Origin of the sequence: Bacillus sp. 179-C3.3 HS (assembly GCF_047229225.1) — a bacterium.
Taxonomy (GTDB): domain Bacteria; phylum Bacillota; class Bacilli; order Bacillales; family Bacillaceae; genus Bacillus.
The window spans coordinates 203497-228849 of sequence record NZ_JBFEFT010000001.1 but is presented as its reverse complement, the minus strand read 5'-3'; the positions used below and the strand labels follow the sequence as shown (position 1 = coordinate 228849).

Below are 25353 nucleotides of genomic sequence, written 5' to 3'. Positions count from 1 at the left end.
TTCCACCATTCTATACGGTGAGTGCAATAATAATTGGTAGTGAAATCAATGACATGATGGCACTGATCACAAATGCGGATGCGGTTTCCGCTTCTTGTTTTTCAAATCGTGTGGCGATCATCGCTGCCACGGCAGACCCTGGGAAAGCAACAAGCAATACAGCTTTTGTTATTTCATCAGACGAAAGGCCGATCATAACCGCAATAAAATACATGATAAGTGGTTGTACAGCTACTTTTAGAAAGGCGATACTAAATGCCGGTAAACTCAATTTAATTTTGCGAATACCAACGGTCACGCCGACCGCAAATAGCGCAACCCCTGACGTCACACTCCCAATTTCCTCTAACATGTCATGTCCAATTTCAGGTAGCTGAAATCCTAAAAGGACAAGGATAATACTGACTATCGGTGCGAGTGCAAGCGGCTCTGATAATCCATGGAAAATCGCTTTCGTTGTCATTTTTAAGAAGCTTTCGCCATCTTTAGCTTTTCCTTTTGTTTTTTCACCGACAGTTGACACAATAATAGCAATTGGATCAAGCAATGCATTTACAACTATTCCGGTAATTGCAATCGGAATTGCAACCTCTTGAGCCCCAAATAAACTTCCTAGGACGGGAATCCCCATAAATGCAAAGGTCGGTTGAGCCGAATTTAGCGAAAATACCGATGAATCGGTTAAATCATAACGAAAAGCAAATTTCGTGACGAGAAGAATCAGGATGTAAAACCCGACAATTCCTAATACCAATGCGATGAAAAATGGAATTTGACTATAAAATTCATCTTTTGACGTTGACAGAATGCTTGCAATAAAGTGCGCTGGCAAAGCATACTTTGTGACAAGTGTGCTGACACCTTTTGCAGACTTAGCGTCATAGCTGCCGAAGTTCCCTGCGAACCAACCCAGCGCGATAACGAAAAAAATCGGTGCTAGGAGGATCAAAATATTTAAAAAGTCCATTTTACTCTGCCTCCTTAAATCCTTAGCAAATATCTATGATAAACAGCACTGTTTAAGTTACCCTAAACAGTGCTGTAGTCACACCATTAAGCTCTTACAATCTTTTTATATTCCGGCGTCCACATTGCATCTTTGATGGCTTGTTCGATATTCTCAGGAATATGTCTTGCCACGCCATCTTCAATTGCTGCTTTCGCTACTTCAATTGCAACGTGTATTGATACTTCTTGTAATTTATCAATACTTGGCAATAGACCAGCACCTGGCTTTTCATGATCAACCATTTCTGCAATTGCATTAGCAGAAGCGACGAACATTCCTTTTGTGATGATTTCTGATGCTGTCACGATCGAACCAAGACCTAGACCTGGGAAAACAAACGCATTGTTTGACTGCCCAATTTCGTGTTCGATTCCGTTATACTCAACGTTTTCGAACGGACTTCCTGTTGCGACAAGCGCACGTCCGTCTGTCCATTTGAATAGGTTCTCTGGTACTGCCTCAGCAAGTGGTGTAGGATTAGACATTGGCATAATGACAGGTCGCTCTGTATGAGCTGCCATTTCTTTAATGATCTCTTCCGTAAATGCTCCACCTTGACCTGATGTACCAATTAAGATCGTTGGCTTCACTTGACGAACTGTTTCAGCAAAGGAGATTTGTCCTTTTTCATCACGAGCCCAGTCTTTCACTTCATCCGATGTACGAAGATATGGCTTTTGGAAATCAAACACTTCGTCCTCAAATTGATCTGTTAACAAGCCTCTGTAATCTAATGTCCAGAATGCACGATTTGCTTCTTCTTCAGATAGACCTTCAAGAACCATTTTGTCGCGCATTTGATCTGCAATACCGATACCAGCTGATCCAGCACCAAAGATCACGACTCGATGATCTTTCAATTGCGTACCTGTTTTCTTGACAGCTGCAAGAACTCCCGCTAAAGTAATGGCACCAGTACCTTGAATATCATCATTAAACGTCAGAATTTGATCGTTGTATTTCTTCATAATGTTACGTGCATTTTTATTTCCAAGGTCTTCCCAGTGTAGGAGTGCTTTCGGGAAGAACTTCAATGCTGCTTTTACATATGCATCAATGAACTCATCATACTTTTCACCTTGTACTCGTTTATGGTGATTTCCAATGTATAATGGGTCATTTAATAGTTTTTCGTTGTTTGTTCCAACATCTAATACGACTGGAATCACGCGGCTTGGATCAATACCTGCTGCAGCCGTGTACACAGCTAATTTACCGATGGCGATGTTAATTCCGCCAACTCCCCAGTCACCAATACCAAGAATGCTCTCAGAGTCAGTTGCAACAATTAAATCAATATCACCAGCTGTTGCATGTAAGTTTTCAAAAGCTTTTTCAATGCCATCAATGTTGTCGATTGAAAGGTAGACACCATGAGGTCTTCTGTATTCATGGCTGTATTCCTGAATGGCTTCACCCACTGTTGGTGTGTAAACAACAGGAAGCATTTCACGTAGCTTGTCCGTTAATAACTTATAGAACAATACTTCGTTACGGTTTTGCAAATCGCTCAAGTATACATTTTGACGAAGTCGATCTGGCTGTGCGAGGAACTGCTTGTACGCTCTCTCTGCTTGTTGTTCTAAAGTCAGAACAGTTGGAGGCAACAATCCTTCTAAGCCAAGCTCTTGTCTTTCTTCTTCTGAAAAAGCAACACCTTTGTTCAACGTTGGAATAGATAATACATCTTTACCTGTCAAAGTGGTTTCCAGGTAACCTTCTTTTGTTTTCTTCACGTTGTTCATCAAGAACTACCCTCTTTCTAAAGTATAAATAAAGTTAAATATTAACTAAAATAGCGACTAAGGGAAAAATCCTTCATCAAAAAAATTATGACAAGAAATCGAACTTTTCGTTTAAATGCTTTACACTACAGTTAGTCATTTTATGCCTGCTTCTATCAAAACGCAAGTATAGACAATTAGATAATTTTTTCATCATGTTTTTTAATTTTTTTAAGCAAAAATGATGGGTTTTCAGCCAAAAACTCAACGAACAAAACAGAGCGGCATTTGCTTTTTTTAATTGTCAAGTGTTGTACCAACGTCAAGCTTCGGTACTTCGTGGTGATGTCGGCATCGTGCTTCGTATGATTCTTGTGCACCTACTAGAATAATCGGATCATCGTAGGATGCGGGTTGACCGTCGATCAAGCGTTGTGTTCTACTCGCTGGGGAGCCGCATACCGAACAAACAGCTTGAAGTTTTGTTACAAGCTCTGCACACGCCATTAAATGCGGAACAACACCAAATGGCTCACCTCTGAAGTCTTGATCAAGGCCTGCAACAATGACCCGGTAGCCTTTATCAGCCAATTGCGTGACAATATCAATGATGGTCTCATCAAAAAATTGCACCTCATCTATGCCAATGACATCTGTTTTTTCTGATATGTGCGTTATTATGTCTTTTGGTGAGGCTACTGCAATTCCATCTACTGATGAACCGTTATGCGATACAACAGAACTAGCACTATATCGGTTATCAATCGCTGGTTTGAATATTTTCACTTCTTGTTTGGCAAAAGTGGCTCTTTTGACTCTCCGGATCAATTCCTCCGACTTTCCAGAAAACATACTACCGCAGATGACTTCAAGCCAACCGCTTTGTTTCATCACATACATAAGGTTTTCTCCCCCATTTTAAAGTTCCACCAATCCACGTAAAAAAACAGGCAAGAACGGATTCCTGCCTGTTTATTGTATCTATTATTACTTAAGACCGTATTTTTTGTTAAAGCGGTCAACACGTCCATCAGCAGAAGCGAATTTTTGACGGCCTGTATAGAAAGGATGGCACTCAGAGCAAATCTCGATACGTACCTCTTCTTTTACTGATCCAGTTTCAAACTCATTTCCACAAGCGCATTTGACTGTAGCTTTTTTGTAGTTAGGATGAATTCCTGTTTTCATCTACTGTCATCTCCTTCCGCCCTGAATCCAATTCGGAAACAGAGTTAATATCTCAGAAATAAATTCTGAAACGCACATGATAAAATTATAACAGCGTGAGTCTATGATTGCAAATGTATTTTTACGGAAAAGTTACCTTCTTGACGCAGACATATTTGCTTGCTTCCACTCTTGCGTTAAGATGTCGAAAAATTCTTGGTTTGTCTTTGTTTTTCTCATTTTACGTGTGAATTTTTCAGCGAAATCAGGTGTATCTGACATTGATTTTCTCATCGCCCATAGACGATCAAGGTGTTCTTTCGGCACAAGTAATTCTTCTTTTCTTGTTCCAGAACGACGAATATCAATCGCTGGGAAAATTCGTCTTTCAGCAAGGGTACGGTCCAGATGGAGTTCCATATTTCCAGTCCCTTTAAATTCTTCATAAATGACATCATCCATACGTGATCCTGTATCCACGAGTGCTGTCGCTAAAATCGTCAGGCTTCCCCCTTCTTCGATATTACGCGCCGCACCGAAGAAACGTTTTGGACGGTGGAAAGCTGCTGGATCAATCCCCCCAGAAAGCGTTCTACCACTCGGTGGAATCACCAGGTTGTAAGCACGAGCAAGCCTTGTAATGCTGTCCATTAAAATGATGACGTCTTTCTTATGTTCAACAAGACGCATCGCACGCTCTAATACGAGCTCTGCTACTTTAATGTGGTTTTCCGGTACTTCGTCAAAGGTTGAGCTAACAACATCCCCTGCAACAGAACGTTCGATATCTGTTACTTCCTCTGGGCGTTCGTCAATGAGAAGAACAATTAGTTCTGCCTCTGGGTGATTTTCAGAAATACTGTTGGCGATCTCTTTGAGCAAAATGGTTTTCCCCGCTTTTGGAGGAGCGACGATGAGTCCACGCTGTCCAAAACCAACTGGTGCCATCATATCCATAATTCTAGTAGACAGATGATTAGGCTGTGTTTCGAGAATCATTTGACGATCTGGGAATAGCGGTGTGAGTGCAGGAAAATGAACACGTTCCTTCGCTGATTCTGGGTCATCCCCATTCACCGCTTCAACATGAAGGAGGCCATAGTAGCGTTCGTTCTCTTTTGGAGGTCTTACCTTTCCAGACACCTTATCTCCGTTTCTTAAATCAAAACGTCTGATTTGGGAAGCAGAAATATAGATATCTTCAGAACTAGGGGAGTAGTTAATCGGTCGTAAGAAGCCAAAGCCCTCTGACTGAATGATTTCAAGAACCCCTTCCATAAATAAGAGATCCTCTTGCTCGGCATTCGCCTTTAAAATAGCGAAAATCAATTCTTTTTTTGTTAGTTTGCTGTAATAAGAGATTTTATAGCGCTTTGCTAACTCATACAGCTCTTTTAATTTCATATTTTCCAAAGATGAAATCGAAACATCTTTCAATATGGACACCACACTTTTCCAGTCAATGTATTTCTTTATGAATGCTTGACCTTGTATTTGATTTGTTTATTCCGTTTTTCATTGGGTTGACCTTGCTCTTTTGGTAACGCTCCCACTCGTTATATCATGAAAATAGGAACAATGTGAATAGAGCTTTTCAACTTAGAGAAGGATAATGAGTATATCGTCATGTTGCGGCAGTATTTAAACACGTTGAAGCTTAAAAGAAGTAAATTCGCAGGAAATTACGCAGCACTCTTTAGTTTTACCTCATTTGAAGAGAATATTCAACTTTAATCAGAAAATGATATACATTTGACAACTAGATGAAAAGCGGGTAATGAATACCCGCTTTCGTTTACGGACGAATGACAAGGTTCGGTTTTTTCTTTAAGCTGTGTCTGCCATCGACGAATCGAACAGTACCCGATTTCGCACGCATGACCACACTGTGCGTTGTCCCAACAGAGCCTTTGAATTGTACACCTTTTAATAATTCACCGTCTGTTACACCTGTTGCTGCAAAAATGGCGTCATCGCCTTTGACGAGGTCTTCCATTCTTAAGACTTTTCCAACATCGAGTCCCATTTTCACACAACGTCTTAGCTCTTCTTCACTTTGAGGAAGAAGCTTTCCGTGGATTTCACCACCAAGTGCTTTTAGTGCAACAGCAGAAAGGACACCTTCAGGCGCTCCGCCTGAACCAAATAGAATATCAACACCTGTGTGATCAAAAGCTGTATTAATAGCGCCTGCAACGTCACCATCATCGATCAGCTTGATTCTTGCTCCAGCTTCTCTCAGCTCAGCAATGATCTTTTCATGACGGTCTCTGTTTAAAATCGTCGCTACAACATCTTCAATATCTTTGTTTTTCGCTTTTGCAACAGCACGAAGATTATCAATGACAGGTGCTTCAATGTCGATGCAGCCTACTGCTTCTGGACCTACTGCGATCTTATCCATGTACATGTCAGGTGCATTTAACAAGTTGCCATGATCTGCAACAGCGATGACAGCTAGGGCATTCCATCCACCGCTCGCCACAATATTTGTTCCTTCCAATGGATCAACTGCCACATCTACGCGAGGTCCATAGCCGTTCCCAAGCTTTTCCCCAATATAAAGCATGGGTGCTTCGTCCATTTCTCCTTCGCCAATGACGACTGTTCCTTTCATTGGAATGGTGTCAAACACATCACGCATTGCACTTGTTGCAGCATCGTCTGCTTCGTCTTTCTTTCCTCTTCCCATCCAGCGGGCAGACTTTAATGCAGCTGCTTCTGTCACCCGTACTAGTTCCATCGATAAACTTCTTTCCATTTCGTCCATTTCTCCTCTCACAGTCAACGCCTTATGAATTTTGAAGTTCTTCTATCTCTTGGTCATTCAGCTTTTCTCGCCAGATGGTTGCACCTAAGCCTTCAAGCTTTTTCTCAAGCATACTATATCCTCTGTCTATATGCTCAAGCCCCGTAATCTCGGTCACACCATCTGCCATCAATCCTGCGACAACTAAACAAGCCCCTGCTCGCAAATCACTTGCTTTTACTTTTGCACCTTGCAGTTGAGTCTGGCCTGTTATAATGGCAGACCTTCCTTCAACCTTCATGTTTGCACCCATTCGGCGCAATTCGTCAATGTGCTTGAAGCGGGCAGAGTAGATCGTATCTGTGACAACACTTGTCCCTTTTGCTTTTGTTAACAGGGCGGTCATCGGCTGCTGAAGGTCAGTTGGAAAGCCTGGATACACAAGGGTCTTAATATCGACCGGCTTGAGTCCTTCGTTTCTGCCAACAATCAACATCTGATCATTACTCGTTTCAATGGTGAACCCCATCTCTCTTAGTTTCGCCGTAATTGATTCTAAATGAGTTGGGATCACATTATCAAGTACAACTTCATCTCCCATTGCAGCACCAGCAATTAAAAATGTACCTGCTTCAATGCGATCAGGAATAATAGAATGTCTACAGCCATGCAGGGTTTCTACACCTTCTATCCGAATGACATCCGTTCCGGCGCCTTTGATTTTAGCCCCCATGCTTGTCAGTAATGTCGCTACATCAATAATTTCAGGTTCTTTTGCGGCATTTTCTATGACTGTTTTTCCTTCTGCCAGCACTGCGGCGAGCATTATATTGATCGTTGCCCCTACACTGACAACATCAAGATAAATGCGGGCGCCCACTAATTTTTCAGCGCGCAAATAAATCGCACCCTGCTCATTTGTGACTTCAGCCCCGAGCGCTTCAAATCCTTTAATATGTTGATCAATCGGTCTAGGTCCTAAGTGACACCCTCCAGGCAAGCCGATGACAGCCTGTTTGAATCTACCTAACATCGCGCCCATTAAATAATAAGACGCACGAAGTTTTTTCACCTTGCCATTCGGAAGGGGCATACTGATCATCGTGGCAGGATTGACAACCATTTCACCTTTTTCAAATGTCACCTTACCGCCTATTTCCTCTAACAAATCACGTAATGTGTCAATATCTGATATGTGCGGTAGGCCCTCAATCGTAACTGGAGAATCTGCGAGAATGGTAGCAGGAATTAGTGCTACAGCACTATTTTTTGCACCACTTATATGTACGGTCCCACGAAGGGGATCACCGCCGGCAATGTTTAACTTTTCCATATTTATCTCCCTTCTTAAAGAAGATCACTGTTGGAGTTATCGTGTTTGTGGGTCGCGCTTTAAAAGGTCTTGTCCAAAATTTAGCCAATATCATGAGAAAGAATACAGGTTAAACAAAATTTGTCGGAAGAAAAATAATCGAAGCTTTGCGAGGCTGTGATGTTCTCTTCTTTGCACAAAACATTTCTAAGCGTTATTGCAGAAAAACTGCGGCAAACGGCAAGATTAGCTCCGCCTGCCACAATCACTTATTGATTCCAATCTGCTAAAAATTGCTCGATACCTGCATCCGTTAATGGGTGTTTTGTCAGCTGCTTAATGACTTTCAGCGGCATTGTGCCAATGTGTGCACCTCTAAGTGCAGCTTCTGTCACATGCTGCGGGTGACGAATGGATGCAGCAATGATTTGTGTATCTAATCCATGAACATCAAAGATGGTTTTGACTTCACTAATGAGATCAAGTCCGTTGTGACCAATGTCATCTAAACGACCGAGGAATGGGGAAACGTATGTTGCACCAGCTCTAGCTGCAAGCAGTGCTTGGTTCGCATTAAAGATTAACGTCACGTTTGTCTTAATCCCAAGATCCGTTAATGCTTTTACTGCTTTTAGACCATCTGTTGTCATTGGAACCTTGACTGTAATATTCGGTGCAATGGCCGCAAGCTCTTTTCCTTCTTCAATCATTTCTTCTGCTTTGAGAGAAATGACTTCAGCGCTGACAGAACCTGAAACGACGGCTGTGATTTCACGAAGGCGATCGTGGAATGAAACGCCCTTTTCTTTCGCTACTAAACTCGGGTTCGTTGTCACACCCGCTAAAACGCCAAGTTCGTGAGCCTCTTTAATGTCTTCAATATTCGCTGTATCTACGAAAAATAACATAACTGTGCCACTCTCCTATTCATAAATTGTCTGAAATATAAATTTGATTGCGCTTTCTCGAGATATGGAGAAAACCGCCTGTATTTCAGGCGGCTTTCGGTTCTCATGAGATTATGCTTGGTTAGAAGAACCAAATTCGCGCATTTTGCCGATAACTGTCGCTTTAATTGCGTCACGAGCTGGTCCAAGATATTTACGTGGATCATACTCATTTGTTTTTTCAGCAAGTGTTTCACGAACTGCTTTTGCAGAAGCAATTTGGTTTTCAGTGTTTACATTGATTTTCGCTGTACCAAGTGAGATTGCACGCTTGATGTCAGCAGTTGGGATACCTGTTCCACCATGAAGAACAAGTGGAAGACCAGTTGATTTACCGATTTCTTCCATTTCAGTGAAACCAAGGTTTGGTTCACCTTGATATGGACCGTGTACTGAACCTAAAGCAGGCGCAAGGCAGTCGATGCCAGTACGTTCTACAAGCTCTTGACACTCTTTTGGATCAGCATAAATAACGCCGTCAGCGATGACGTCATCTTCTTGTCCACCAACAGTTCCAAGTTCAGCTTCAACAGATACACCATGGAAATGTGCAAGCTCAACTACTTTAGCAGTTGTTTCCACATTCTCTTCAAATGGATGGTGAGAAGCATCGATCATAACAGAAGTAAATCCTGCATGAATTGCTTTTGCACAAGATTCAAAGCTTGAACCGTGATCTAAATGAATCGCAACAGGAACTGTTACATTATATTCTTCGATTAACGCTTTAACCATAGCGACAACCGTTTTGAAGCCACCCATGTAGCGCGCTGCGCCTTCTGATACTCCTAAAATAACTGGAGACTTCTCAGCTTCAGCAGCTTGTAAAATCGCTTGCGTAAATTCTAAGTTATTTAAGTTAAACTGCCCAACAGCATAACCTTTTTCCTTTGCATCTTTCAACATTTGTGTCATTGAAACTAAAGGCATGATGAAAAATCCTCCCTATGTAGCTAATTTGCTTGCTAAAAAGCTCTCCACCCTAGCATGACCAGAATTTCTCGCCATATGTACACTTTTAGCCAGATCGCTTTCTTCTTATCTAGGATACCAATTATTCGACAAATCGGCAACAGAATGAAACGATTCAATCATTTCCAATTACCCATTCGTTTCAAGTGGCAAGTATTCTTTAACGGCATCTCTAATTTCATCAATGTCAAATGGCTTTGCAAAATGCGTTAATGCGCCTAGCTCTTTGGATTCTTGAATCATGTCCAGTTCACCGTATGCTGTCATAATGATCACACGAATGTCCTCGTCAATTAATTTCATCCGTTTTAAAATTTCAATTCCGTCCATCCCGGGAATTTTCATATCAAGAAGGACGAGGTTCGGTTTATGATTTTTCACAATATCTAACGCCTGGAGTCCATTTGCCGCTTGAAAGGTTTGGTAGCCTTCTTTATGAAATACTTCGTTCAACAATATTCTAATCCCGTACTGATCATCGACAATCAATATTTTCTCATTCATTCGTTACACCCCATCGCTTTCATTTTTCGTCATAAAAAGAGCAGTTGTTAAATTATTCTGTTTGATTTTCACATTTCCTTTATTTATAATAGTTTACTTTACGACATTTTCTGAGTATTTTTCCTAATATTCTCTTTATATTCTATTATAAAATGATCTAACAGAAGGAGGAAATGAGTCTTGTTAAAAATTTTCACAACCCAATTATCAGGTATTTTTTCACGTATTGGAGATAAAGAAGCAGAAGCAATTGAAGACGGGGCACGCCTTCTTGCACAAGCCGTGGTGAGCGGACATTCCGTTTATTTTCATGGGAAGAATGAGCTTGCTGCTGTGGCCTTAGAGGCAATTGAGAGTCAGGAACCGTTTCCTGGTGCCAAGATACTACCTCATGATCCACAGGAGCGTAGTAGCCTCCATACAAGTGATAGAGTCCTTCTATTTTATTCTGATCCGGAAGATCAAGAGATCCAAACACTTGTAAAAGAGCTGCATGCACAAGGGACCCCAATTGTTGGTGTGGGTCCTGCACAAAAGGAACCGTCACTGATTGAAGAACATTGCGATGTTCATATCCATTTTCAACTCAAACAGCCACTTGTCCCCGCCGATGATGGAACAAGATTCGGTTATCCTGCCTTAATGACATGCTTATACGTGTACCACGCGCTCTCTTTTACGGTGAAAGAAATTGTAGAAGAGTATGAATAAAAAACTGCCGAGACGATTCTCGGCAGTTTTTTTATTTTATTTTGATTCAGCTGCTCGTAAAGAAGCACCGACGAAATCTCTAAATAATGGTTGTGGTCTTGTCGGTCTTGAAGTGAATTCTGGGTGGAACTGAGAAGCGAGGAACCACGGGTGATCCTTCAGTTCGATAATTTCAACAAGACGTCCGTCTGGGCTTGTCCCAGAGAATACAAAGCCTGCTGCCTCCATTTGTTGTCTATATTCGTTATTGAATTCATAACGATGACGGTGACGTTCGTACACCACTTCGTCATTGTAAGCAGCATATGCTTTTGTGCCTTCTTCTAGTTTACATGGATATAGACCAAGACGGAGTGTTCCACCTAGATCCTCTACATCCTTTTGCTCTGGTAGAAGGTCGATGATTGGGAATGCCGTTTCCGGATCAATTTCCGCTGAATGTGCTCCCTCAAAACCTAGCACGTTTCTAGCATATTCGATAGATGCTACTTGCATTCCTAAGCAAATACCGAAGAATGGCACGTTGTTTTCACGGGCATATTGTGTCGCGACGATTTTCCCTTCGACTCCGCGATCTCCAAAACCGCCCGGTACAATAATGCCGTCAATATCTTGAGCCAAGTCAGCCATTGTATCTGCCGTTACTTCTTCTGCATTGATCCATTTGATTTGAACATCTGCATCAAATGCGTATCCTGCATGACGAAGTGATTCTACAACAGAAATGTATGCATCTTGTAGCTCCACATATTTTCCTACTAGACCGATTGTGATTTGTTTAGATAGGTTTTGAACTTTATCAACAAGCGCCTGCCACTCATCCATCTTCGCATCTTGGCAATCTAGCTTCATATGCTCACATACGAGAGTATCCAATCCTTGTTTTTGCAAATCAAGTGGAATGGAGTAGAGTGTATCTGCATCCTGACATTCGATCACAGCTTTTGTATCAATATCACAAAATAGTGCAATCTTATCCTTCATATCTTGTGTCATTGGCATTTCTGTTCTGACAACAATGACGTTTGGTTGAATACCAAGACTGCGAAGTTCTTTCACACTGTGCTGTGTCGGTTTTGTTTTCAATTCGCCTGCTGCACGGATGTATGGTACAAGCGTACAGTGAATATACATCACGTTTTCACGACCGATGTCACTCTTCATTTGACGAATTGCTTCAAGGAATGGAAGAGATTCAATATCTCCAACTGTTCCCCCGATTTCAGTGATGACAACGTCTGCACCAGTTTCTTTCCCTGCACGGTAGACACGGTCTTTGATTTCATTCGTAATGTGAGGAATGACCTGAACAGTCCCACCTAGATAGTCTCCACGGCGCTCTTTCTTTAAAACCGTAGAATAGATTTTACCAGTCGTTACGTTGCTGTACTTATTTAAATTAATATCGATAAAACGCTCGTAGTGACCCAAATCAAGATCTGTTTCAGCACCATCGTCTGTTACAAACACTTCACCATGCTGATATGGACTCATTGTTCCTGGGTCTACATTTATATAAGGATCAAATTTTTGAATGGTGACATTCATCCCTCTGTTTTTCAGAAGGCGACCTAGCGATGCAGCCGTGATCCCTTTTCCAAGTGAGGAAACAACTCCTCCTGTTACAAAAATATACTTTGTCATTTCGTATGCTCCTCTCTTTTTCCCTTGCATGATTAGACATGCACAGCTTCATCCTTTAGAGTGTATCCCTAAATCTCTTGAAAAATAAGAAAGCTCCCTTTCAAATAAATGAAAGGGAGCGTAAATGAACGTATCATTACGTACTCTTTTTTAGAGAGCCCAAAATACATACTACATAGTTCACTCTCGAAAGTCAAGACGGTTTTTTCCTATTTTGAGAACCGATGGAAAGGGTTATTTCCCTTCCTTTTCGCCCTCTAAATCGTCTTCATCAATTTCAGTTAAGCCATCATCGTCTTCGACATCATCATCGTCAAATTCTTCGATATCTTCATCGATTTCTTCTTCATCCAATTCAAGATCTTCGTCCTCTTCAACAAGACCAAGATCTTCATCAAGCTCTTCGATTTCTTCTTCCTCTTCTAACTCATCGAAGTCTTCTTCCACAACAGCTGCTTTTGATTTTTTCTTTTTTGCTTTCGTTTTCACAGCTGGCTGAACTTCTTCTTCGATTTGATCCACTGGATACCAGCTACGAAGTCCCCATTTCTGATCACCTAGCGCTATAAAGCGACCATCTATATTTAAGTCAGTATAAAATTGGGCAAGTCGATCATCAAGATCCGATTTTTTAATCCCTTGCAAACGGACCATTTCTTCTATTAGTTCTGAAAACGTGATTGTTGATTTACTGTCTCTGAAAATTTCATAAGCAAGTTCAACTAAAGACATTTGTTTGAGCTGTTCCTGTGAGTATTCTTTCAAACTCAAGGTCAGACACTCCCTTTCTATTACATGTATGTATCCATTTATCAGTGAAATAATAAGTATTTATACCTTATTTTTACGACAAACCATACCTCTCATTATAAACAAATTAGGGGAGATTATGCCACCTTTATCGCAGTTAATTTTGGATTTTTTGTGTTTAGGCGTATGAATTGAGTCAACCATCTGTCTGAATTTGAATTCCCCCTCTTTCAACGTTCATTTTGATAGGCATTTGTTTCTCTTTCATACGCACATAGATGGCTTTTTTCTTGATAGGGACATAAACTTCACCAACAAGGGAATTTATTCCTTCACAATTTGTTCACTTACATCCATGTGATAACAAAAATTTATAATGAGGTGACTAATTTTGAGAGGTTGATTGAAGTTGCCAGTAACGAAAAAGGAAGATATTCAATTTGGTGTGTTTATGTGTTTTTGTATGTTTTCAGTCATGTTTTTTTACAATCTCGGCTTAAATGAAATGCTTGGACATATGACTTGGATAGACGGTGTGCTACTTTACGTGATCGGTTTTGCCGTCGCATTAATCATAGAATTGTGTGTTGTCGGACCTTTAGCGCAAAAGGTAGCGGTGAAAATAGCCCCTAAAGGGAAGAAGATCTATTTCATTCTCACCCTTTCGGTATGTATCGTCTGTGGGATGGTTTGTCTCATGTCTTTGTGCGCGTTTTTGATACAAGGAATTCTTCAAGGATTCCCATCAGCATCTATCCTATCTGATTATTTTTCTATCTTAGGGATGAATGCAATGATGGCGTTTCCCTTACAGCTATTGATCATGGGGCCTTTTGTCCGTTTTGTCTTTTTCAAATGGATGAAATCTAAACAGGCTGCAACCGTATAAAAGCTCCGGCTGATACGAAAGAAACAGACCACCTTGACGCAAGGTGGTCTTTGATCGCTTTTTACATGTCTAATAGTTTTCGTGAGATGACAAGTCGCTGGATTTCCTGCGTTCCTTCATAGATTTGGGTAATCTTCGCATCTCGCATATATCGTTCGACCGGGTAATCCTTTGTATAACCGTAACCGCCGAAAATTTGAACAGCTTCTGTCGTCACCTTCATGGCTGTATCACCTGCAAAGAGCTTGGACATGGCGGATTCTTTCCCATAAGGCAGTCCTTTCGATTCAAGCCATGCCGCCTGATATGTGAGAAGCCTTGAAGCTTCAATCGCTGTCGCCATATCAGCTAACTTGAAGGCAATCCCTTGCTGCTGAATAATCGGCTTACCGAATTGCTTGCGCTCCTTTGCGTATTGAACTGCTGCATCCAGCGCACCTTGAGCGATCCCAACAGCCTGGGCAGCAATGCCATTTCTGCCGCCATCTAGCGTCATCATGGCTATTTTGAACCCTTCTCCTTCTTGACCGAGACGATTCCGTTCATGAATACGGCAATCTTCAAAGAGGATCTCAGTCGTTGGTGAAGAGCGTATCCCCAGTTTGCTTTCTTTTTTACCAACGGAGAAACCGGGCGTATCCTTTTTCACAATAAAAGCTGTTGTATGTCGAGTTGTCGCTTCTTGATCTGTCACAGCAAAGACAATATAGTAATCGGCAATGCCGCCATTTGTAATAAAAATTTTGGCGCCGTTTAGCACATATTCATCTCCAGCTTTCACTGCGTGTGTTTTCATTCCGCCTGCATCTGAACCGGAACCGTTTTCGGTTAATGCATAAGCCCCAACCTTTTGTCCCTCCGCAAGCGGCCTTAAATAGGTCTCCTTCTGTTCATCCGTTCCAAATGTATAAATAGGCCATGAGGCAAGGGATGTGTGTGCAGACAGGGTGACGCCTGTTGAGGCACATACCCTTGATAACTCCTCAACTGCTATCACATAGGCTAAATAGTCACTGCCAATCCCGCCAACCGCTTCTGGCCATGGGATGCCTGTTAAACCGAGCTCCGCCATCTGGCGAAAAATAGCTGGGTCATACGTTTCTGTCTCGTCCCGCTCTGCTGCTGTTGGCTCGACTTCGTTTCTCGCAAAGTCTCTCACCATTTTTCGTATCATTTCATGTTCTTCACTTAATTGGAACTGCATCATGAGCCACCTCTATTCATATTAGCTGTTTACAAATGACCAATCTTTGAATTTCACTCGTTCCTTCATAAATCTCACAAACTTTCGCATCACGAAAGTAGCGTTCTGCGTTGTAACGTTTTGTATAGCCGTCCATGCCTAGAAGGTGGATGACCTCTGTACTGATTTCAACTGCCGTTTTGGACGCAAATAATTTGGCCATCGACGCTTCCTTCGTGACGGGCCGGTTTGCTTGTTTATTTGAAGCCGCTTGATAGACGAGCAGCTTCGCCGCTTCCCACTTAGCTGCCAAATCACCAAGCCGGATGGTCGTTTCAAGACCAGCTGGATGTTGCTTTAAATAAGAAATCGCCTCAGAAAATGCCGCTTCTGCTATCCCGAGACTTTGAGCTGCAATGCCAATTCTCCCAGCATTTAAGCTAGACATGGCAATGCGAAAACCTTCTCCTTCGGCACCAAGCAGTTGTTCTTTTGAGATACGGACACCATCAAAATGAAGTGTCACCGTTTTTGATCCGTGAAGCCCCATTTTTTTCTCATCTTTTCCTATAGTGAATCCTGGGGTGCCTTTTTCAACGATAAAAGCCGATATGTTCTTTTTAGCGGAAGATGGATCTGTCACCGCGAACACAAGGTACAGGTCTGCTTCTCCGCCGCTTGTGATAAATATTTTCGTTCCGGTTAACACATAGTGATCGTCTGACCGCTCTGCTTTTAGCTGAATACTCGAAGCGTCTGAACCAGCAGTCGGTTCTGTCAGACAGAATGCACCGAGCTTTTGCCCAGTTGCAAGGAGTGGAGCGTAGGATGCTTTTTGATCATTCGTACCAAACGCTAAGATGGGCATCGTGACAACGGATGTATGAACAGACACAATGACGCCGATGGTTGCACTCACTTTTGACAGTTCATGAATGGCGATCATATAGCTCATAAAATCTTCCCCTAATCCATGGTACGTAGTAGAAATGGGAATCCCCAGATAACCTTTCCTGCCCATCTCTGATAGAAGGCGTCGCGGAAATTCGCCTCGTTCCATCGCTTCAATTTCAGGGAATATTTGTTGACGCGCAAATGCCGATACCTGATCTCTCCAAAGACGCTGTTCTTCCGTTAGCAAAACATCCATCTTGACTCCCCCTATGAGTGATCGTGGTATGTGTAAAAACCTCTTTTCGTCTTTTTGCCTAGCCAGCCTGCGCTCACGTATTTTTTCAAGAGTGGACAAGGACGATATTTACTATCTCCAAGCCCCTCATGAAGGGTATTCATAATAAATAAACAAGTATCTAGTCCAATCAAATCAGCGAGACGTAACGGCCCCATTGGATGATTCATCCCAAGTGTCATGATGTCATCAATACTTTCCGCATCTGCCACCCCTTCATAAAGGGTATAAATGGCTTCATTGATCATCGGCATCAAAAGGCGATTTGAAATAAAGCCCGGAAAATCTTCTACTTCAATCGGTGTTTTATTTAGTTTTTTGGCAGTGTCATCAATCATTTGATATGTTTGGTCATTCGTTTGCAGGGCACGAATCACCTCCACCAACTTCATCACGGGAACAGGGTTCATAAAATGCATGCCTATGACTTTCTCCGGTCTTTTTGTTACTGCTGCTAATTCTGTAATTGGTAAGGACGATGTATTGGTGGCAAATATCGTTTCTTTCTCGGCATATTGATCAAGGGTTTCAAAGATGTGTTTCTTGACACTCATTTTCTCTGAAGCCGCTTCAATGACAAGATGCGCCTGCTTGACGTCCTTTAAATCTGTGGAAACAACGAGCCTTTGCGTAATATCCCGAACTGCTTGATGTGCCAGCTTTCCTTTTTCCGCTCGTTTCGTCAATTGTTTGGTCATGGATGAAATGGCGATATGAATCTGTTCTTCCGCTGTATCATGGAGCAAGACGTTATAACCTGATTGTGCAAACACTTGTGCAATGCCCGATCCCATTTGACCAGCGCCTACGACCATGACAGTTTCTTCTGTACTCATCTATCAACCCTCCTCGTTTATTCCACCTGAATCATGATGGCATCACCTTGCCCACCTCCACTGCAAATCGCTGCAATGCCGATACCGCCACCTCTTTCTCTTAATGCATGAATCAGAGTCAATATGATACGCGTTCCACTGCAGCCAATCGGATGACCTAGCGCAACTGCGCCTCCATTGATATTCATTTTTCGCCGGTCCAAGCCGAGGGTTTTTTCACAGGCTAACGCCACAGCAGCAAACGCCTCATTGATTTCAAATAAATCGATGTCTTCTAAACGTTTGCCGGTTTTCTGTAATACCTTTTCGATGGCAAATGCCGGTGTTTTTGGGAAATCCTTCGCCTCCACTGCGACCTGTGCATGCCCAAGTATCACCGCCATTGGCTTTTCGCCATGTTTCTCTGCATATGTGTCCTTCATTAAGAGAAGTGCACCTGCTCCATCATTCACGCCCGGCGCGTTTCCAGCAGTAATGGTGCCGGTCTGATCAAAAACAGGCATGAGCTTTGATAACCTCTCATATGACGTATCACGTCGCGGTGATTCGTCCTCTGATATGGAATGATGTCCTTTTTTCGTCTTAATGGTCACAGGCACCACTTCATGCTCGAAAAATCCGTTTTTTTGCGCTTCAATGGCTCGCTCATGACTTCTTAGCGCCCAAACGTCTTGTTCTTCTCTTGTAATCCCCAGTTCCTTGGCTACTAGGCTCCCATATTCGCCCATATGAACACCTGTAAATGAACAGGTTAATCCGTCTAAGATCATCGCATCCTGCACTGCACCATCGCCCATTTTGTATCCCCATCGTGCTTTTTTGAGAAGATAGGGAGCTTGAGACATAGATTCCATTCCGCCTGCTACGATCACTTCTGCATCTCCCGCTCGTATGAACTGATCTGCTGTACTGACACTCCGCATACCGGAAGCACAGACCTTGTTTATGGTTTGCGTTGGAACGGACCATGGAATATCAGCATATCTAGCTGCTTGCCTAGAAGGAATCTGCCCTTGCCCTCCTTGCAAGACACTTCCCATGATGACTTCATCTATTTGATGTCTGCCTGAAGCCTTCTCCAGTGCGGCTTTAATAGCCATCCCGCCCAATTCTCCGGCAGACAAATGACTGAAGGCGCCTCCCATTTTCCCAAATGGCGTTCTCGCGCCAGATACAATGACAGTCTTATTCATTTCTTCCCCTCCTGATTTGTTACCGCTTACATAAAAAGTGGAACAGTGAAGGCCTCATCTGATTGGTATGCCGATGAACATCACATTCATCGGCACATACATATTATGAAGCTTGCGTTTGAGTCTCTCCGAACACTGATTTTTCAAGAAGCTCTGCCACATCAAACGTACCCACTTGCTCCTCTACTTCCTTCGCTTTCGTCCCATCCCCAAGCATTGTTAAGCAGTATGGACAACCAGAGCTGATGATCGACGGCGCGACCTGCAATGCTTGTTCCGTACGAGCTGTATTAATTCTAGTCCCTGTTTCTTCTTCCATCCACATTAAGCCTCCGCCTGCTCCGCAGCACATACCGGTTTCGCGGTGGCGTTCCATTTCTTTCAACGTCACACCAGGAATGGCTTTTAAAATATCCCTTGGTGGATCATACACTTCGTTATATCTGCCTAAATAACATGAATCGTGGAAGGTAATGACCTCATTTACCTCATGTATAGGCATTAATTTCCCTTCTTTCACTAGCTCTGCCAATAATTCTGTATGATGGTATACTTCAGCCTCTAGCCCGAAATCTGGGTATTCATTTTTAAATAAGTTGTAGGCATGCGGATCAATCGTGACGATCTTAGTGACGCCATTTTTTTGGAACTCTTCGATGTTCTTCGTAGCAAGTTCTTGGAACAAAAATTCATTCCCAAGCCTTCTCGGTGTATCACCTGAGTTTTTTTCTTTATTCCCTAGAATGGCGAAGGAAACACCTGCTTGATTCAGCAATTTAGCAAAAGCGAGCGCGATCTTTTGACTCCTATTGTCATATGCGCCCATTGAGCCAACCCAGAATAAGTAGTCAAAGGTTTTGTCTTCTTTTTTCAATTCCTTCACTGTCGGTACATGTACATCTTCTCTAAGCTCACGCCAGTTTTCTCTTTCTTTGCGGTTCAATCCCCATGGATTTCCTTGTCGCTCAATGCTCGTCATCGCACGCTGTGCATCTGCGTCCATTTTCCCTTCTGTGAGCACAAGATATCGGCGCATATCAATAATCTTGTCGACATGTTCGTTCATGACCGGACACTGGTCTTCACAGTTTCGACATGTGGTACATGCCCAAATTTCCTCTTCAGTAATGACCTCTCCAATCAGAGAAGGTTGATACAAGCTGCTTGCTGCTGATTCCTCCGCTCCAGTACCCCTCGCCTGCATCGCCAATTGATTGCCTGTTGTTTGCCTGAAGGCAACCTGCGGTACCCAAGGCGTCTTAGATGTAATGGCAGCTCCTTTATTCGTCAAATGATCTCTTAACCTTAAAATCAAATCCATCGGTGACAGCATCTTCCCTGTACCGGTCGCAGGACACATGTTTGTACAGCGTCCACATTCCACACAGGCATAAAGATCGATTAGTTGAGACTGTCGAAAATCTTCAATTTTCCCCACACCGAAGGTCTCCTGTGTTTCATCTTCAAAATCGATTTTTTGTAACTTGCCCGGCGGATCTAATCTACTGACAAATACATTGACCGGTCCTGCAATCAGATGGGCATGTTTTGATTGCGGGACATACACTAAGAATGTCAGCAAGATGAGGAGATGCACCCACCATGCCACATAAAAAACCACTGTTGCTGCAAGTGGTGACAGCCCGCCTAATAGGAACGCAATCCCTGATGCGATCGGCTCGGTTGGTGATAGTGAATGTCCGTGCCAAATGATATTCATCCCATTTCCAAGCAAAACAGTCAGCATCAATCCGCCAATAAATAGCAGAACCAAACCCGATTTAAAACCCCTTTTTAACCGTACAAGCTTTTCCACATATCTTCTATGGAAAGCCCAAACAACCGCTACTAAGATCAAAAGGGTCACAATCTCTTGAAAAAAGGTAAATGCACCGTATAGCGGACCTAACGGGAGTCCGCTATCTGGCACGATCCCTTTGATAATAAAATCAATCGCCCCAAACTGAACAAGGATAAATCCATAGAAAAATAGCACATGGATGATGCCACTCTTCTTGTCCTTTAACAGCTTCTTTTGCCCAAATACATTGACCCATACACGCTCTAAGCGTTTCTTCATGTCTTGTTGAAACTCTTCTTTTTTGCCAAGACGAATATACGCCGCTCGTGTCCGAATGAGATAAATAAACAAATAAACAGCGTAAGCGGTCACTGCCGCACATGCAATCAAATGAATCATAAACAGATGATTCATCTTGCCTTCCCCCTTTCATTCCCCCAACTCCACTTTGTTCCGTTTCCATGTTGTACCTCTATCATAAATAATGAATGAGTATTCAGTCAATATTTTTTGTGTGTTTGGGTACACTAATGAAATATGTAAATAGGAGGAACGTTCATGATTGCATTGATCATTCTATTCATACTGATTTTATTGGCCATTCTCGTGTTTTTAGATCTCTATTTTGCGAAGACATATTTTTCTACCCATGCTTTCGAACAAACATTTGTGCAAACAAGCGGAGATGCCGTCTTTTATCATGATGGCGAGCCCTTTTTTCATCAGCTACTCGCAGATATCCAGCAAGCCTCTTCTTCTATTCATATGATGTTCTTTATTGTAAAGAACGACAAGATCGGGCAACAGATTTTGCACGCGCTCAAAGCAAAAGCGGAACAAGGCGTTTCGGTTTTTTTGCTCACCGATCGTTTAGGTTCCTATTCCTTTGATCAAAAAACGATTCACATGTTAGAAAAAAGCGGCATCCGTTTTTATTTTTTAAATACACCTCGATTTCCCTTTTTCATTTATCGTTTGAATATGAGAAATCACCGAAAGATCACGGTGATCGACGGGAAGATTGGATTTATTGGCGGGTTTAATATTGGGGATGAATATGTAGGAAAAAAAGGGCGTTTTGGCATTTGGAAAGACTATCATTTGCGAATGACAGGACAGGTTGTCGCGGATTTGCAGCACGTATTCCTCAATGATCTATACCGGTCAAGTGGTATTCAACAGCTACCATACGAGGTTTTCCCCCCACTGGAAAAGGGAACATTACCATGTACGACACGTGCAACAGCTGGCTTTTCTTTAGAAGCTTTATTTCTTCAAGATATTCAACGGGCGAAACAGCAAATCATCATCTGTACACCTTATTTCATTCCATCCTCTCCATTAAAAAAGGCGTTGCTAGATGCACGGAAACGAGGCGTCATGGTCGAAATCATCATCCCAATGAAGGCGGATCATCCTCTCGTGAAAGAGGCTGGTTTTCATTATTTGAAAGATCTCATTGCATCCGGCTGTCTTGTATATCGCTTTTACAAAGGGTTTTATCATTCGAAAGCGATCTTGATTGATCAAAGCCGATGCGTCATTAGCACGGCAAACTTTGATAAGCGCAGTTTGTTTTTAAATGAAGAAGTAGATGTGACCATTGATGATGTGGCCTTTACAAAACATGTTGAGGAGAAAATCCGTGAACATATGGAAGTGTCTGAAATCACGACACAAGAAAAATTCAAAAAACGTCCCCTTTTGACGCGTCCACTTGAGTGGATCGGTGCCATGTTTTCATATTTTTTATAAAGGAGATGACCTATGCGTTATCGATTTGGTTTTGTATCCAATGCCGTCACCTTGTGGGAAGCATCTCCTGCCAAAACGCTGACCTTTGCAAGATACAGCAAGCTTTCAACAGAAGACAGAACAGAGGCGTTATTACGGACAACTAAAGCCAATCTCGTCAATACGTTAAGAACGCTTTACTTTGTCATTGCCCATGATATTCCCCTTTATCGATTGTCCAGCTCGATTGTTCCACTGGCGACCCATCCAGAGGTTCGCTGGGACTTTGTGACTCCTTTTCGCAAAGAATTTCATGACATTGGCGAATTGGTCAAACGACACAACTTAAGGGTGAGCTTTCATCCGAATCAATTTACCTTGTTCACAAGTCCAAAGCCTGCGATTACAGAGAATGCCGTCATAGACATGACATATCATTACGAGATGCTCGAAGCAATGACGCTCGAAAAGGAAAGCTATATGAACATCCATGTCGGCGGTGCGTACGGTGATAAAGCCTCTGCCCTCCGCCGATTTGATGAAAACATCAAACAGCTTCCGAATCATATAAAGGCAAGGATGACCCTTGAGAATGATGACAAAACGTACACATCATTAGAAACGCTCGGTGTATGTGAAAAGCACGATATTCCTTTTGTTTTTGATTACCATCATCATGTGGCAAATAAGGATGACCACGCCGCGCTGGATGAGATCCTTCCGAGAATGTTCAATACGTGGGACAAGACCGGCATTCCTCCAAAAATCCACCTGTCGTCACCAAAATCAGAACAGGCGATTCGCAGTCATGCGGATGCCGTGGATATGTCTTTTGTCTTACCGTTATTTGAAGCATTGAAACCGTACAAGCAAGATGTGGATTTTATGATTGAAGCGAAAGTAAAGGACCAGGCACTGCTCCGTCTTGTCGAAGAACTATCTGCCATTCGAGGCAATCGGCGTATAGGTGGAGGAACGATTGAATGGAAATCATAGAGAAAGGTTTACTCACGTGCAAACGGGGGTAGAAAGCGATTGTAAGAAAGTAATGAACAGGAGGATATGAGGTTGTCTCAAATTTATTCAACCCGAATCGCTGCTAAAGCATTAAGCTTACATAAGCTAATATCTCTATTTGAAACATGTCAGCACGCCCAGCATCGTTTATATGTATATTCTAAAAAAACCATGTGTAATGTTAAAAATATTGTTGATCTTGAAGTCTTCAGACTCACCCATTTAGAATCGGACTGTTTAATTGTAGTAGAAGGAAAGAAAGCACAAGACCTCCTACAATCATTTGAAAAAGAGAAAACAGCATAACAAAGAGCAGCCCCTTGAGGCTGCTCTCTTTTTATCCTTCTTACTACCAGATATCGGTAGGATTCGCCTATCACAACACCCCTGAAAACAACCGGGCAAACGATTCCTTTAAACGCTCCTTCAAGCCTCTTTTATAAAAACGAACCGGTCCCATCTCCTCACATTCCTTCATATCTTCCTCATAATGCGCCATCAGTTGCTCAATTGGTTTCTTCGCCGCTGTAAAGACATTGACCTCAAAGTTGAGTTGAAAGCTTCTCATATCTACATTTGCCGTGCCGACAGAGGCAAGTTCTCCATCTGCAATCATGACCTTTTGATGCATAAAGCCTTTCTGATAGTGATATACCTTGATGCCTTCTTTAAGAAGCTCCGGAAAATAAGACCGTGTAGCATATTGTGTGAGAAAGCCGTCATTGGTCTCTGGTACCATGACACGCACATCGACTCCTCTTGTGGCAGCGATTTTCAGTGCGGTGCGAATTGACTCGTTTGGCACAAAATAAGGTGTAGCAATCCAGACAAATTGTTTCGCATTCGAAATAAGCGCATCATACAAGTCACTCATACTTTCCTTCATATCAGGACCAGTTGGCACAACCTGAATTACATCTTCACTTAGAACAGGATGAGGTGTATGGTACAACGGATCCTCGATGAGCACTTCATCTGATACGTACTCCCAATCTAGCATAAAAATGGAGTGGAGGGTCTGAACTGCTTCTCCCTTCAACATCGCATGTGTGTCACGCCAAAAGCCGATGCGCTCATCACGCCCTACATATTCCTTCCCGACATTTAACCCGCCGACAAATCCCGTTTTCCCATCAATCACAACAATTTTTCGGTGATTTCGGAAATTGAATTTTTGATTGAAGAAACCATATTTCAACGGCAAAAAGGAGGCGACCATCACTCCTGCTTGCTTTAATCGTTTGATATCTTTGCGGGAAAAGCGAATACTACCTGCCGCATCAAAAATAAAACGAACCTCCACGCCTTCTTTCACTTTTTCTATTAAAATCTCCATCATTTGACGACCAAGAAAATCAGATTTAAACATGTAATATTCAATATGAATGAACGTTTCCGCCTTTTTTAGCTCCTCAAAAATGCGCGGAAAGGTTTGGGCTCCATTTTTTAAAATGGTCATATCACTATTGGTATTCACATGCATACCGGTCGCCTTTTCTGTGTAATGAAAAAAGGCGAGCTGGTTATCCGTTAATTGTGTTTCATCCGGCTTGCTCTCAAGCTCCGATATTCTGCGTAATTTCTCCCGATTATACATTCTCTTTGATTTGAACAAGTGCCCCTTCACATAGAGCTGTCCAGAAAACAAATAAAACATATACCCGATGATTGGGATAAAAATCAGCACATACATCCATAGCAAAGTGTGCTGTGATGTGCGATTCTCCAACATGAGTGAGATGATACTAAATAAAATGATGGCGACATACGACACGATGTAAAGCTGAACGCTCCATTCTGGCACTGGCCACCAAAAGACCCCATATGCCCCGAATATCATAAAATATAAGAATAAAAACTCCAGTCTCCTCTTTTTCACATTCTCCGCCCTCATTCATTTCTGTCTTTTTCTCTTCCATACCCTTTGCACAGCTTGTATCAAACGCAGCATCTACTACTTTCTTTTAGCTTTTACAGACTAGAACGATTTGATTCGATATAATGGATAAATATGTGAATAAA

At 42.3% G+C, this 25353-nt stretch carries 23 protein-coding genes; 5 read left to right on the top strand and 18 right to left on the bottom strand.

Going from position 1 to position 25353, the window contains the following annotated elements:
* Positions 1 to 10: 10 nt before the first annotated feature.
* From AB1K80_RS01155 to AB1K80_RS01110, 10 genes are all read right to left on the bottom strand, one after another.
* Positions 11 to 967: an AEC family transporter gene (locus AB1K80_RS01155; RefSeq protein ID WP_412854786.1), complete on the bottom strand. Its 957-nt coding sequence runs from the start codon at positions 965 to 967 to the stop codon at positions 11 to 13.
* 86 nt (positions 968 to 1053) lie between these two features.
* On the bottom strand, positions 1054 to 2754 hold the full coding sequence (gene malS / locus AB1K80_RS01150) for an oxaloacetate-decarboxylating malate dehydrogenase (RefSeq protein WP_412854785.1): 1701 nt from the start codon (positions 2752 to 2754) through the stop codon (positions 1054 to 1056).
* A 276-nt stretch (positions 2755 to 3030) separates the two neighbouring features.
* Positions 3031 to 3633 (bottom strand): thymidine kinase, encoded by a 603-nt coding sequence (locus AB1K80_RS01145; RefSeq protein WP_412854784.1) that lies wholly within the window; start codon positions 3631 to 3633, stop codon positions 3031 to 3033.
* An 87-nt stretch (positions 3634 to 3720) separates the two neighbouring features.
* Positions 3721 to 3921 (bottom strand): 50S ribosomal protein L31, encoded by a 201-nt coding sequence (gene rpmE / locus AB1K80_RS01140; RefSeq protein WP_003215407.1) that lies wholly within the window; start codon positions 3919 to 3921, stop codon positions 3721 to 3723.
* Between the two features lie 132 nt (positions 3922 to 4053).
* Positions 4054 to 5337: a transcription termination factor Rho gene (rho, locus tag AB1K80_RS01135; protein ID WP_412854880.1), complete on the bottom strand. Its 1284-nt coding sequence runs from the start codon at positions 5335 to 5337 to the stop codon at positions 4054 to 4056.
* Positions 5338 to 5695: 358 nt separating this feature from the next.
* Positions 5696 to 6661 carry a class II fructose-bisphosphatase gene (gene glpX, locus AB1K80_RS01130; protein WP_412854783.1) on the bottom strand — a complete coding sequence of 322 codons (966 nt, stop codon included), beginning with the start codon at positions 6659 to 6661 and terminating at the stop codon, positions 5696 to 5698.
* Positions 6662 to 6692: 31 nt separating this feature from the next.
* Positions 6693 to 7982, bottom strand: a complete 1290-nt coding sequence (locus AB1K80_RS01125) for a UDP-N-acetylglucosamine 1-carboxyvinyltransferase (RefSeq protein WP_412854782.1) — start codon at positions 7980 to 7982, stop codon at positions 6693 to 6695.
* A 248-nt stretch (positions 7983 to 8230) separates the two neighbouring features.
* Entirely contained in the window at positions 8231 to 8869 is a 639-nt protein-coding gene (gene fsa, locus AB1K80_RS01120; RefSeq protein ID WP_412854781.1) for a fructose-6-phosphate aldolase, read from the bottom strand.
* Positions 8870 to 8980: 111 nt separating this feature from the next.
* Positions 8981 to 9838 carry a class II fructose-bisphosphate aldolase gene (locus AB1K80_RS01115; protein ID WP_412854780.1) on the bottom strand — a complete coding sequence of 286 codons (858 nt, stop codon included), beginning with the start codon at positions 9836 to 9838 and terminating at the stop codon, positions 8981 to 8983.
* Between the two features lie 171 nt (positions 9839 to 10009).
* Positions 10010 to 10384, bottom strand: coding sequence for a response regulator (locus AB1K80_RS01110; RefSeq protein ID WP_412854779.1), 375 nt, complete (start codon positions 10382 to 10384; stop codon positions 10010 to 10012).
* Positions 10385 to 10564: 180 nt separating this feature from the next.
* Here AB1K80_RS01110 and AB1K80_RS01105 point away from each other — a divergent pair, with 180 nt between their 5' ends.
* The gene (locus AB1K80_RS01105) at positions 10565 to 11095 is read left to right on the top strand and encodes a DUF2529 domain-containing protein (protein WP_412854778.1); all 531 of its coding nucleotides are present in this window, start codon (positions 10565 to 10567) and stop codon (positions 11093 to 11095) included.
* 36 nt (positions 11096 to 11131) lie between these two features.
* Here AB1K80_RS01105 and pyrG read toward each other — a convergent pair whose 3' ends face one another.
* Positions 11132 to 12739, bottom strand: a complete 1608-nt coding sequence (gene pyrG / locus AB1K80_RS01100; protein ID WP_412854777.1) for a glutamine hydrolyzing CTP synthase — start codon at positions 12737 to 12739, stop codon at positions 11132 to 11134.
* 234 nt (positions 12740 to 12973) lie between these two features.
* A complete protein-coding gene (gene rpoE, locus AB1K80_RS01095) occupies positions 12974 to 13510 on the bottom strand; it encodes a DNA-directed RNA polymerase subunit delta (RefSeq protein WP_412854776.1) in 537 nt (178 codons plus the stop codon).
* Between the two features lie 388 nt (positions 13511 to 13898).
* Between rpoE and AB1K80_RS01090 the strand changes: the two genes are divergently transcribed.
* Positions 13899 to 14378 carry a DUF2798 domain-containing protein gene (locus tag AB1K80_RS01090; RefSeq protein WP_412854775.1) on the top strand — a complete coding sequence of 160 codons (480 nt, stop codon included), beginning with the start codon at positions 13899 to 13901 and terminating at the stop codon, positions 14376 to 14378.
* 61 nt (positions 14379 to 14439) lie between these two features.
* Here AB1K80_RS01090 and AB1K80_RS01085 read toward each other — a convergent pair whose 3' ends face one another.
* The 5 genes from AB1K80_RS01085 to AB1K80_RS01065 form a co-directional block, all read right to left on the bottom strand.
* Positions 14440 to 15582 carry an acyl-CoA dehydrogenase gene (locus AB1K80_RS01085; protein ID WP_412854774.1) on the bottom strand — a complete coding sequence of 381 codons (1143 nt, stop codon included), beginning with the start codon at positions 15580 to 15582 and terminating at the stop codon, positions 14440 to 14442.
* Positions 15583 to 15598: 16 nt separating this feature from the next.
* Complete coding sequence (locus AB1K80_RS01080; RefSeq protein ID WP_412854773.1) at positions 15599 to 16711, bottom strand: acyl-CoA dehydrogenase family protein; 1113 nt, start codon at positions 16709 to 16711, stop codon at positions 15599 to 15601.
* Positions 16712 to 16722: 11 nt separating this feature from the next.
* Positions 16723 to 17586 carry a 3-hydroxybutyryl-CoA dehydrogenase gene (locus AB1K80_RS01075; protein WP_412854772.1) on the bottom strand — a complete coding sequence of 288 codons (864 nt, stop codon included), beginning with the start codon at positions 17584 to 17586 and terminating at the stop codon, positions 16723 to 16725.
* A gap of 17 nt (positions 17587 to 17603) precedes the next feature.
* Positions 17604 to 18779 (bottom strand): acetyl-CoA C-acetyltransferase, encoded by a 1176-nt coding sequence (locus AB1K80_RS01070; RefSeq protein ID WP_412854771.1) that lies wholly within the window; start codon positions 18777 to 18779, stop codon positions 17604 to 17606.
* Positions 18780 to 18882: 103 nt separating this feature from the next.
* A complete protein-coding gene (locus AB1K80_RS01065) occupies positions 18883 to 20994 on the bottom strand; it encodes a heterodisulfide reductase-related iron-sulfur binding cluster (protein ID WP_412854770.1) in 2112 nt (703 codons plus the stop codon).
* 144 nt (positions 20995 to 21138) lie between these two features.
* On the opposite strand from AB1K80_RS01065, the gene cls (AB1K80_RS01060) reads away from it, so the two are divergent.
* The 3 genes from cls (AB1K80_RS01060) (at position 21139) to AB1K80_RS01050 (ending at position 23637) form a co-directional block, all read left to right on the top strand.
* Positions 21139 to 22335 (top strand): cardiolipin synthase, encoded by a 1197-nt coding sequence (gene cls / locus AB1K80_RS01060; protein WP_412854769.1) that lies wholly within the window; start codon positions 21139 to 21141, stop codon positions 22333 to 22335.
* 12 nt (positions 22336 to 22347) lie between these two features.
* Positions 22348 to 23310, top strand: coding sequence for a UV DNA damage repair endonuclease UvsE (gene uvsE / locus AB1K80_RS01055; RefSeq protein ID WP_412854768.1), 963 nt, complete (start codon positions 22348 to 22350; stop codon positions 23308 to 23310).
* A gap of 72 nt (positions 23311 to 23382) precedes the next feature.
* A complete protein-coding gene (locus tag AB1K80_RS01050; RefSeq protein WP_412854767.1) occupies positions 23383 to 23637 on the top strand; it encodes a general stress protein in 255 nt (84 codons plus the stop codon).
* Positions 23638 to 23707: 70 nt separating this feature from the next.
* On the opposite strand, the gene cls (AB1K80_RS01045) is transcribed toward AB1K80_RS01050, so the two are convergent.
* Positions 23708 to 25210: a cardiolipin synthase gene (gene cls, locus AB1K80_RS01045; RefSeq protein WP_412854766.1), complete on the bottom strand. Its 1503-nt coding sequence runs from the start codon at positions 25208 to 25210 to the stop codon at positions 23708 to 23710.
* Between the last annotated feature and the right edge of the window lie 143 nt (positions 25211 to 25353).

Excerpts from the sequence above, each read along its gene's own strand:
- AB1K80_RS01075 (WP_412854772.1), bottom strand. The coding sequence starts at position 17,586 with ATGAGTACAGAAGAAACTGTCATGGTCGTAGGCGCTGGTCAAATGGGA.
- AB1K80_RS01115 (WP_412854780.1), bottom strand. The coding sequence starts at position 9,838 with ATGCCTTTAGTTTCAATGACACAAATGTTGAAAGATGCAAAGGAAAAA.
- AB1K80_RS01125 (WP_412854782.1), bottom strand. The coding sequence starts at position 7,982 with ATGGAAAAGTTAAACATTGCCGGCGGTGATCCCCTTCGTGGGACCGTA.
- AB1K80_RS01155 (WP_412854786.1), bottom strand. The coding sequence starts at position 967 with ATGGACTTTTTAAATATTTTGATCCTCCTAGCACCGATTTTTTTCGTT.
- malS (WP_412854785.1), bottom strand. The coding sequence starts at position 2,754 with ATGAACAACGTGAAGAAAACAAAAGAAGGTTACCTGGAAACCACTTTG.
- uvsE (WP_412854768.1), top strand. The coding sequence starts at position 22,348 with ATGCGTTATCGATTTGGTTTTGTATCCAATGCCGTCACCTTGTGGGAA.
- rpmE (WP_003215407.1), bottom strand. The coding sequence starts at position 3,921 with ATGAAAACAGGAATTCATCCTAACTACAAAAAAGCTACAGTCAAATGC.
- AB1K80_RS01145 (WP_412854784.1), bottom strand. The coding sequence starts at position 3,633 with ATGTATGTGATGAAACAAAGCGGTTGGCTTGAAGTCATCTGCGGTAGT.
- glpX (WP_412854783.1), bottom strand. The coding sequence starts at position 6,661 with ATGGAAAGAAGTTTATCGATGGAACTAGTACGGGTGACAGAAGCAGCT.
- pyrG (WP_412854777.1), bottom strand. The coding sequence starts at position 12,739 with ATGACAAAGTATATTTTTGTAACAGGAGGAGTTGTTTCCTCACTTGGA.
- AB1K80_RS01065 (WP_412854770.1), bottom strand. The coding sequence starts at position 20,994 with ATGAATCATCTGTTTATGATTCATTTGATTGCATGTGCGGCAGTGACC.
- AB1K80_RS01110 (WP_412854779.1), bottom strand. The coding sequence starts at position 10,384 with ATGAATGAGAAAATATTGATTGTCGATGATCAGTACGGGATTAGAATA.
- AB1K80_RS01070 (WP_412854771.1), bottom strand. The coding sequence starts at position 18,779 with ATGAATAAGACTGTCATTGTATCTGGCGCGAGAACGCCATTTGGGAAA.
- cls (WP_412854769.1), top strand. The coding sequence starts at position 21,139 with ATGATTGCATTGATCATTCTATTCATACTGATTTTATTGGCCATTCTC.
- fsa (WP_412854781.1), bottom strand. The coding sequence starts at position 8,869 with ATGTTATTTTTCGTAGATACAGCGAATATTGAAGACATTAAAGAGGCT.
- AB1K80_RS01080 (WP_412854773.1), bottom strand. The coding sequence starts at position 16,711 with ATGGATGTTTTGCTAACGGAAGAACAGCGTCTTTGGAGAGATCAGGTA.
- AB1K80_RS01085 (WP_412854774.1), bottom strand. The coding sequence starts at position 15,582 with ATGCAGTTCCAATTAAGTGAAGAACATGAAATGATACGAAAAATGGTG.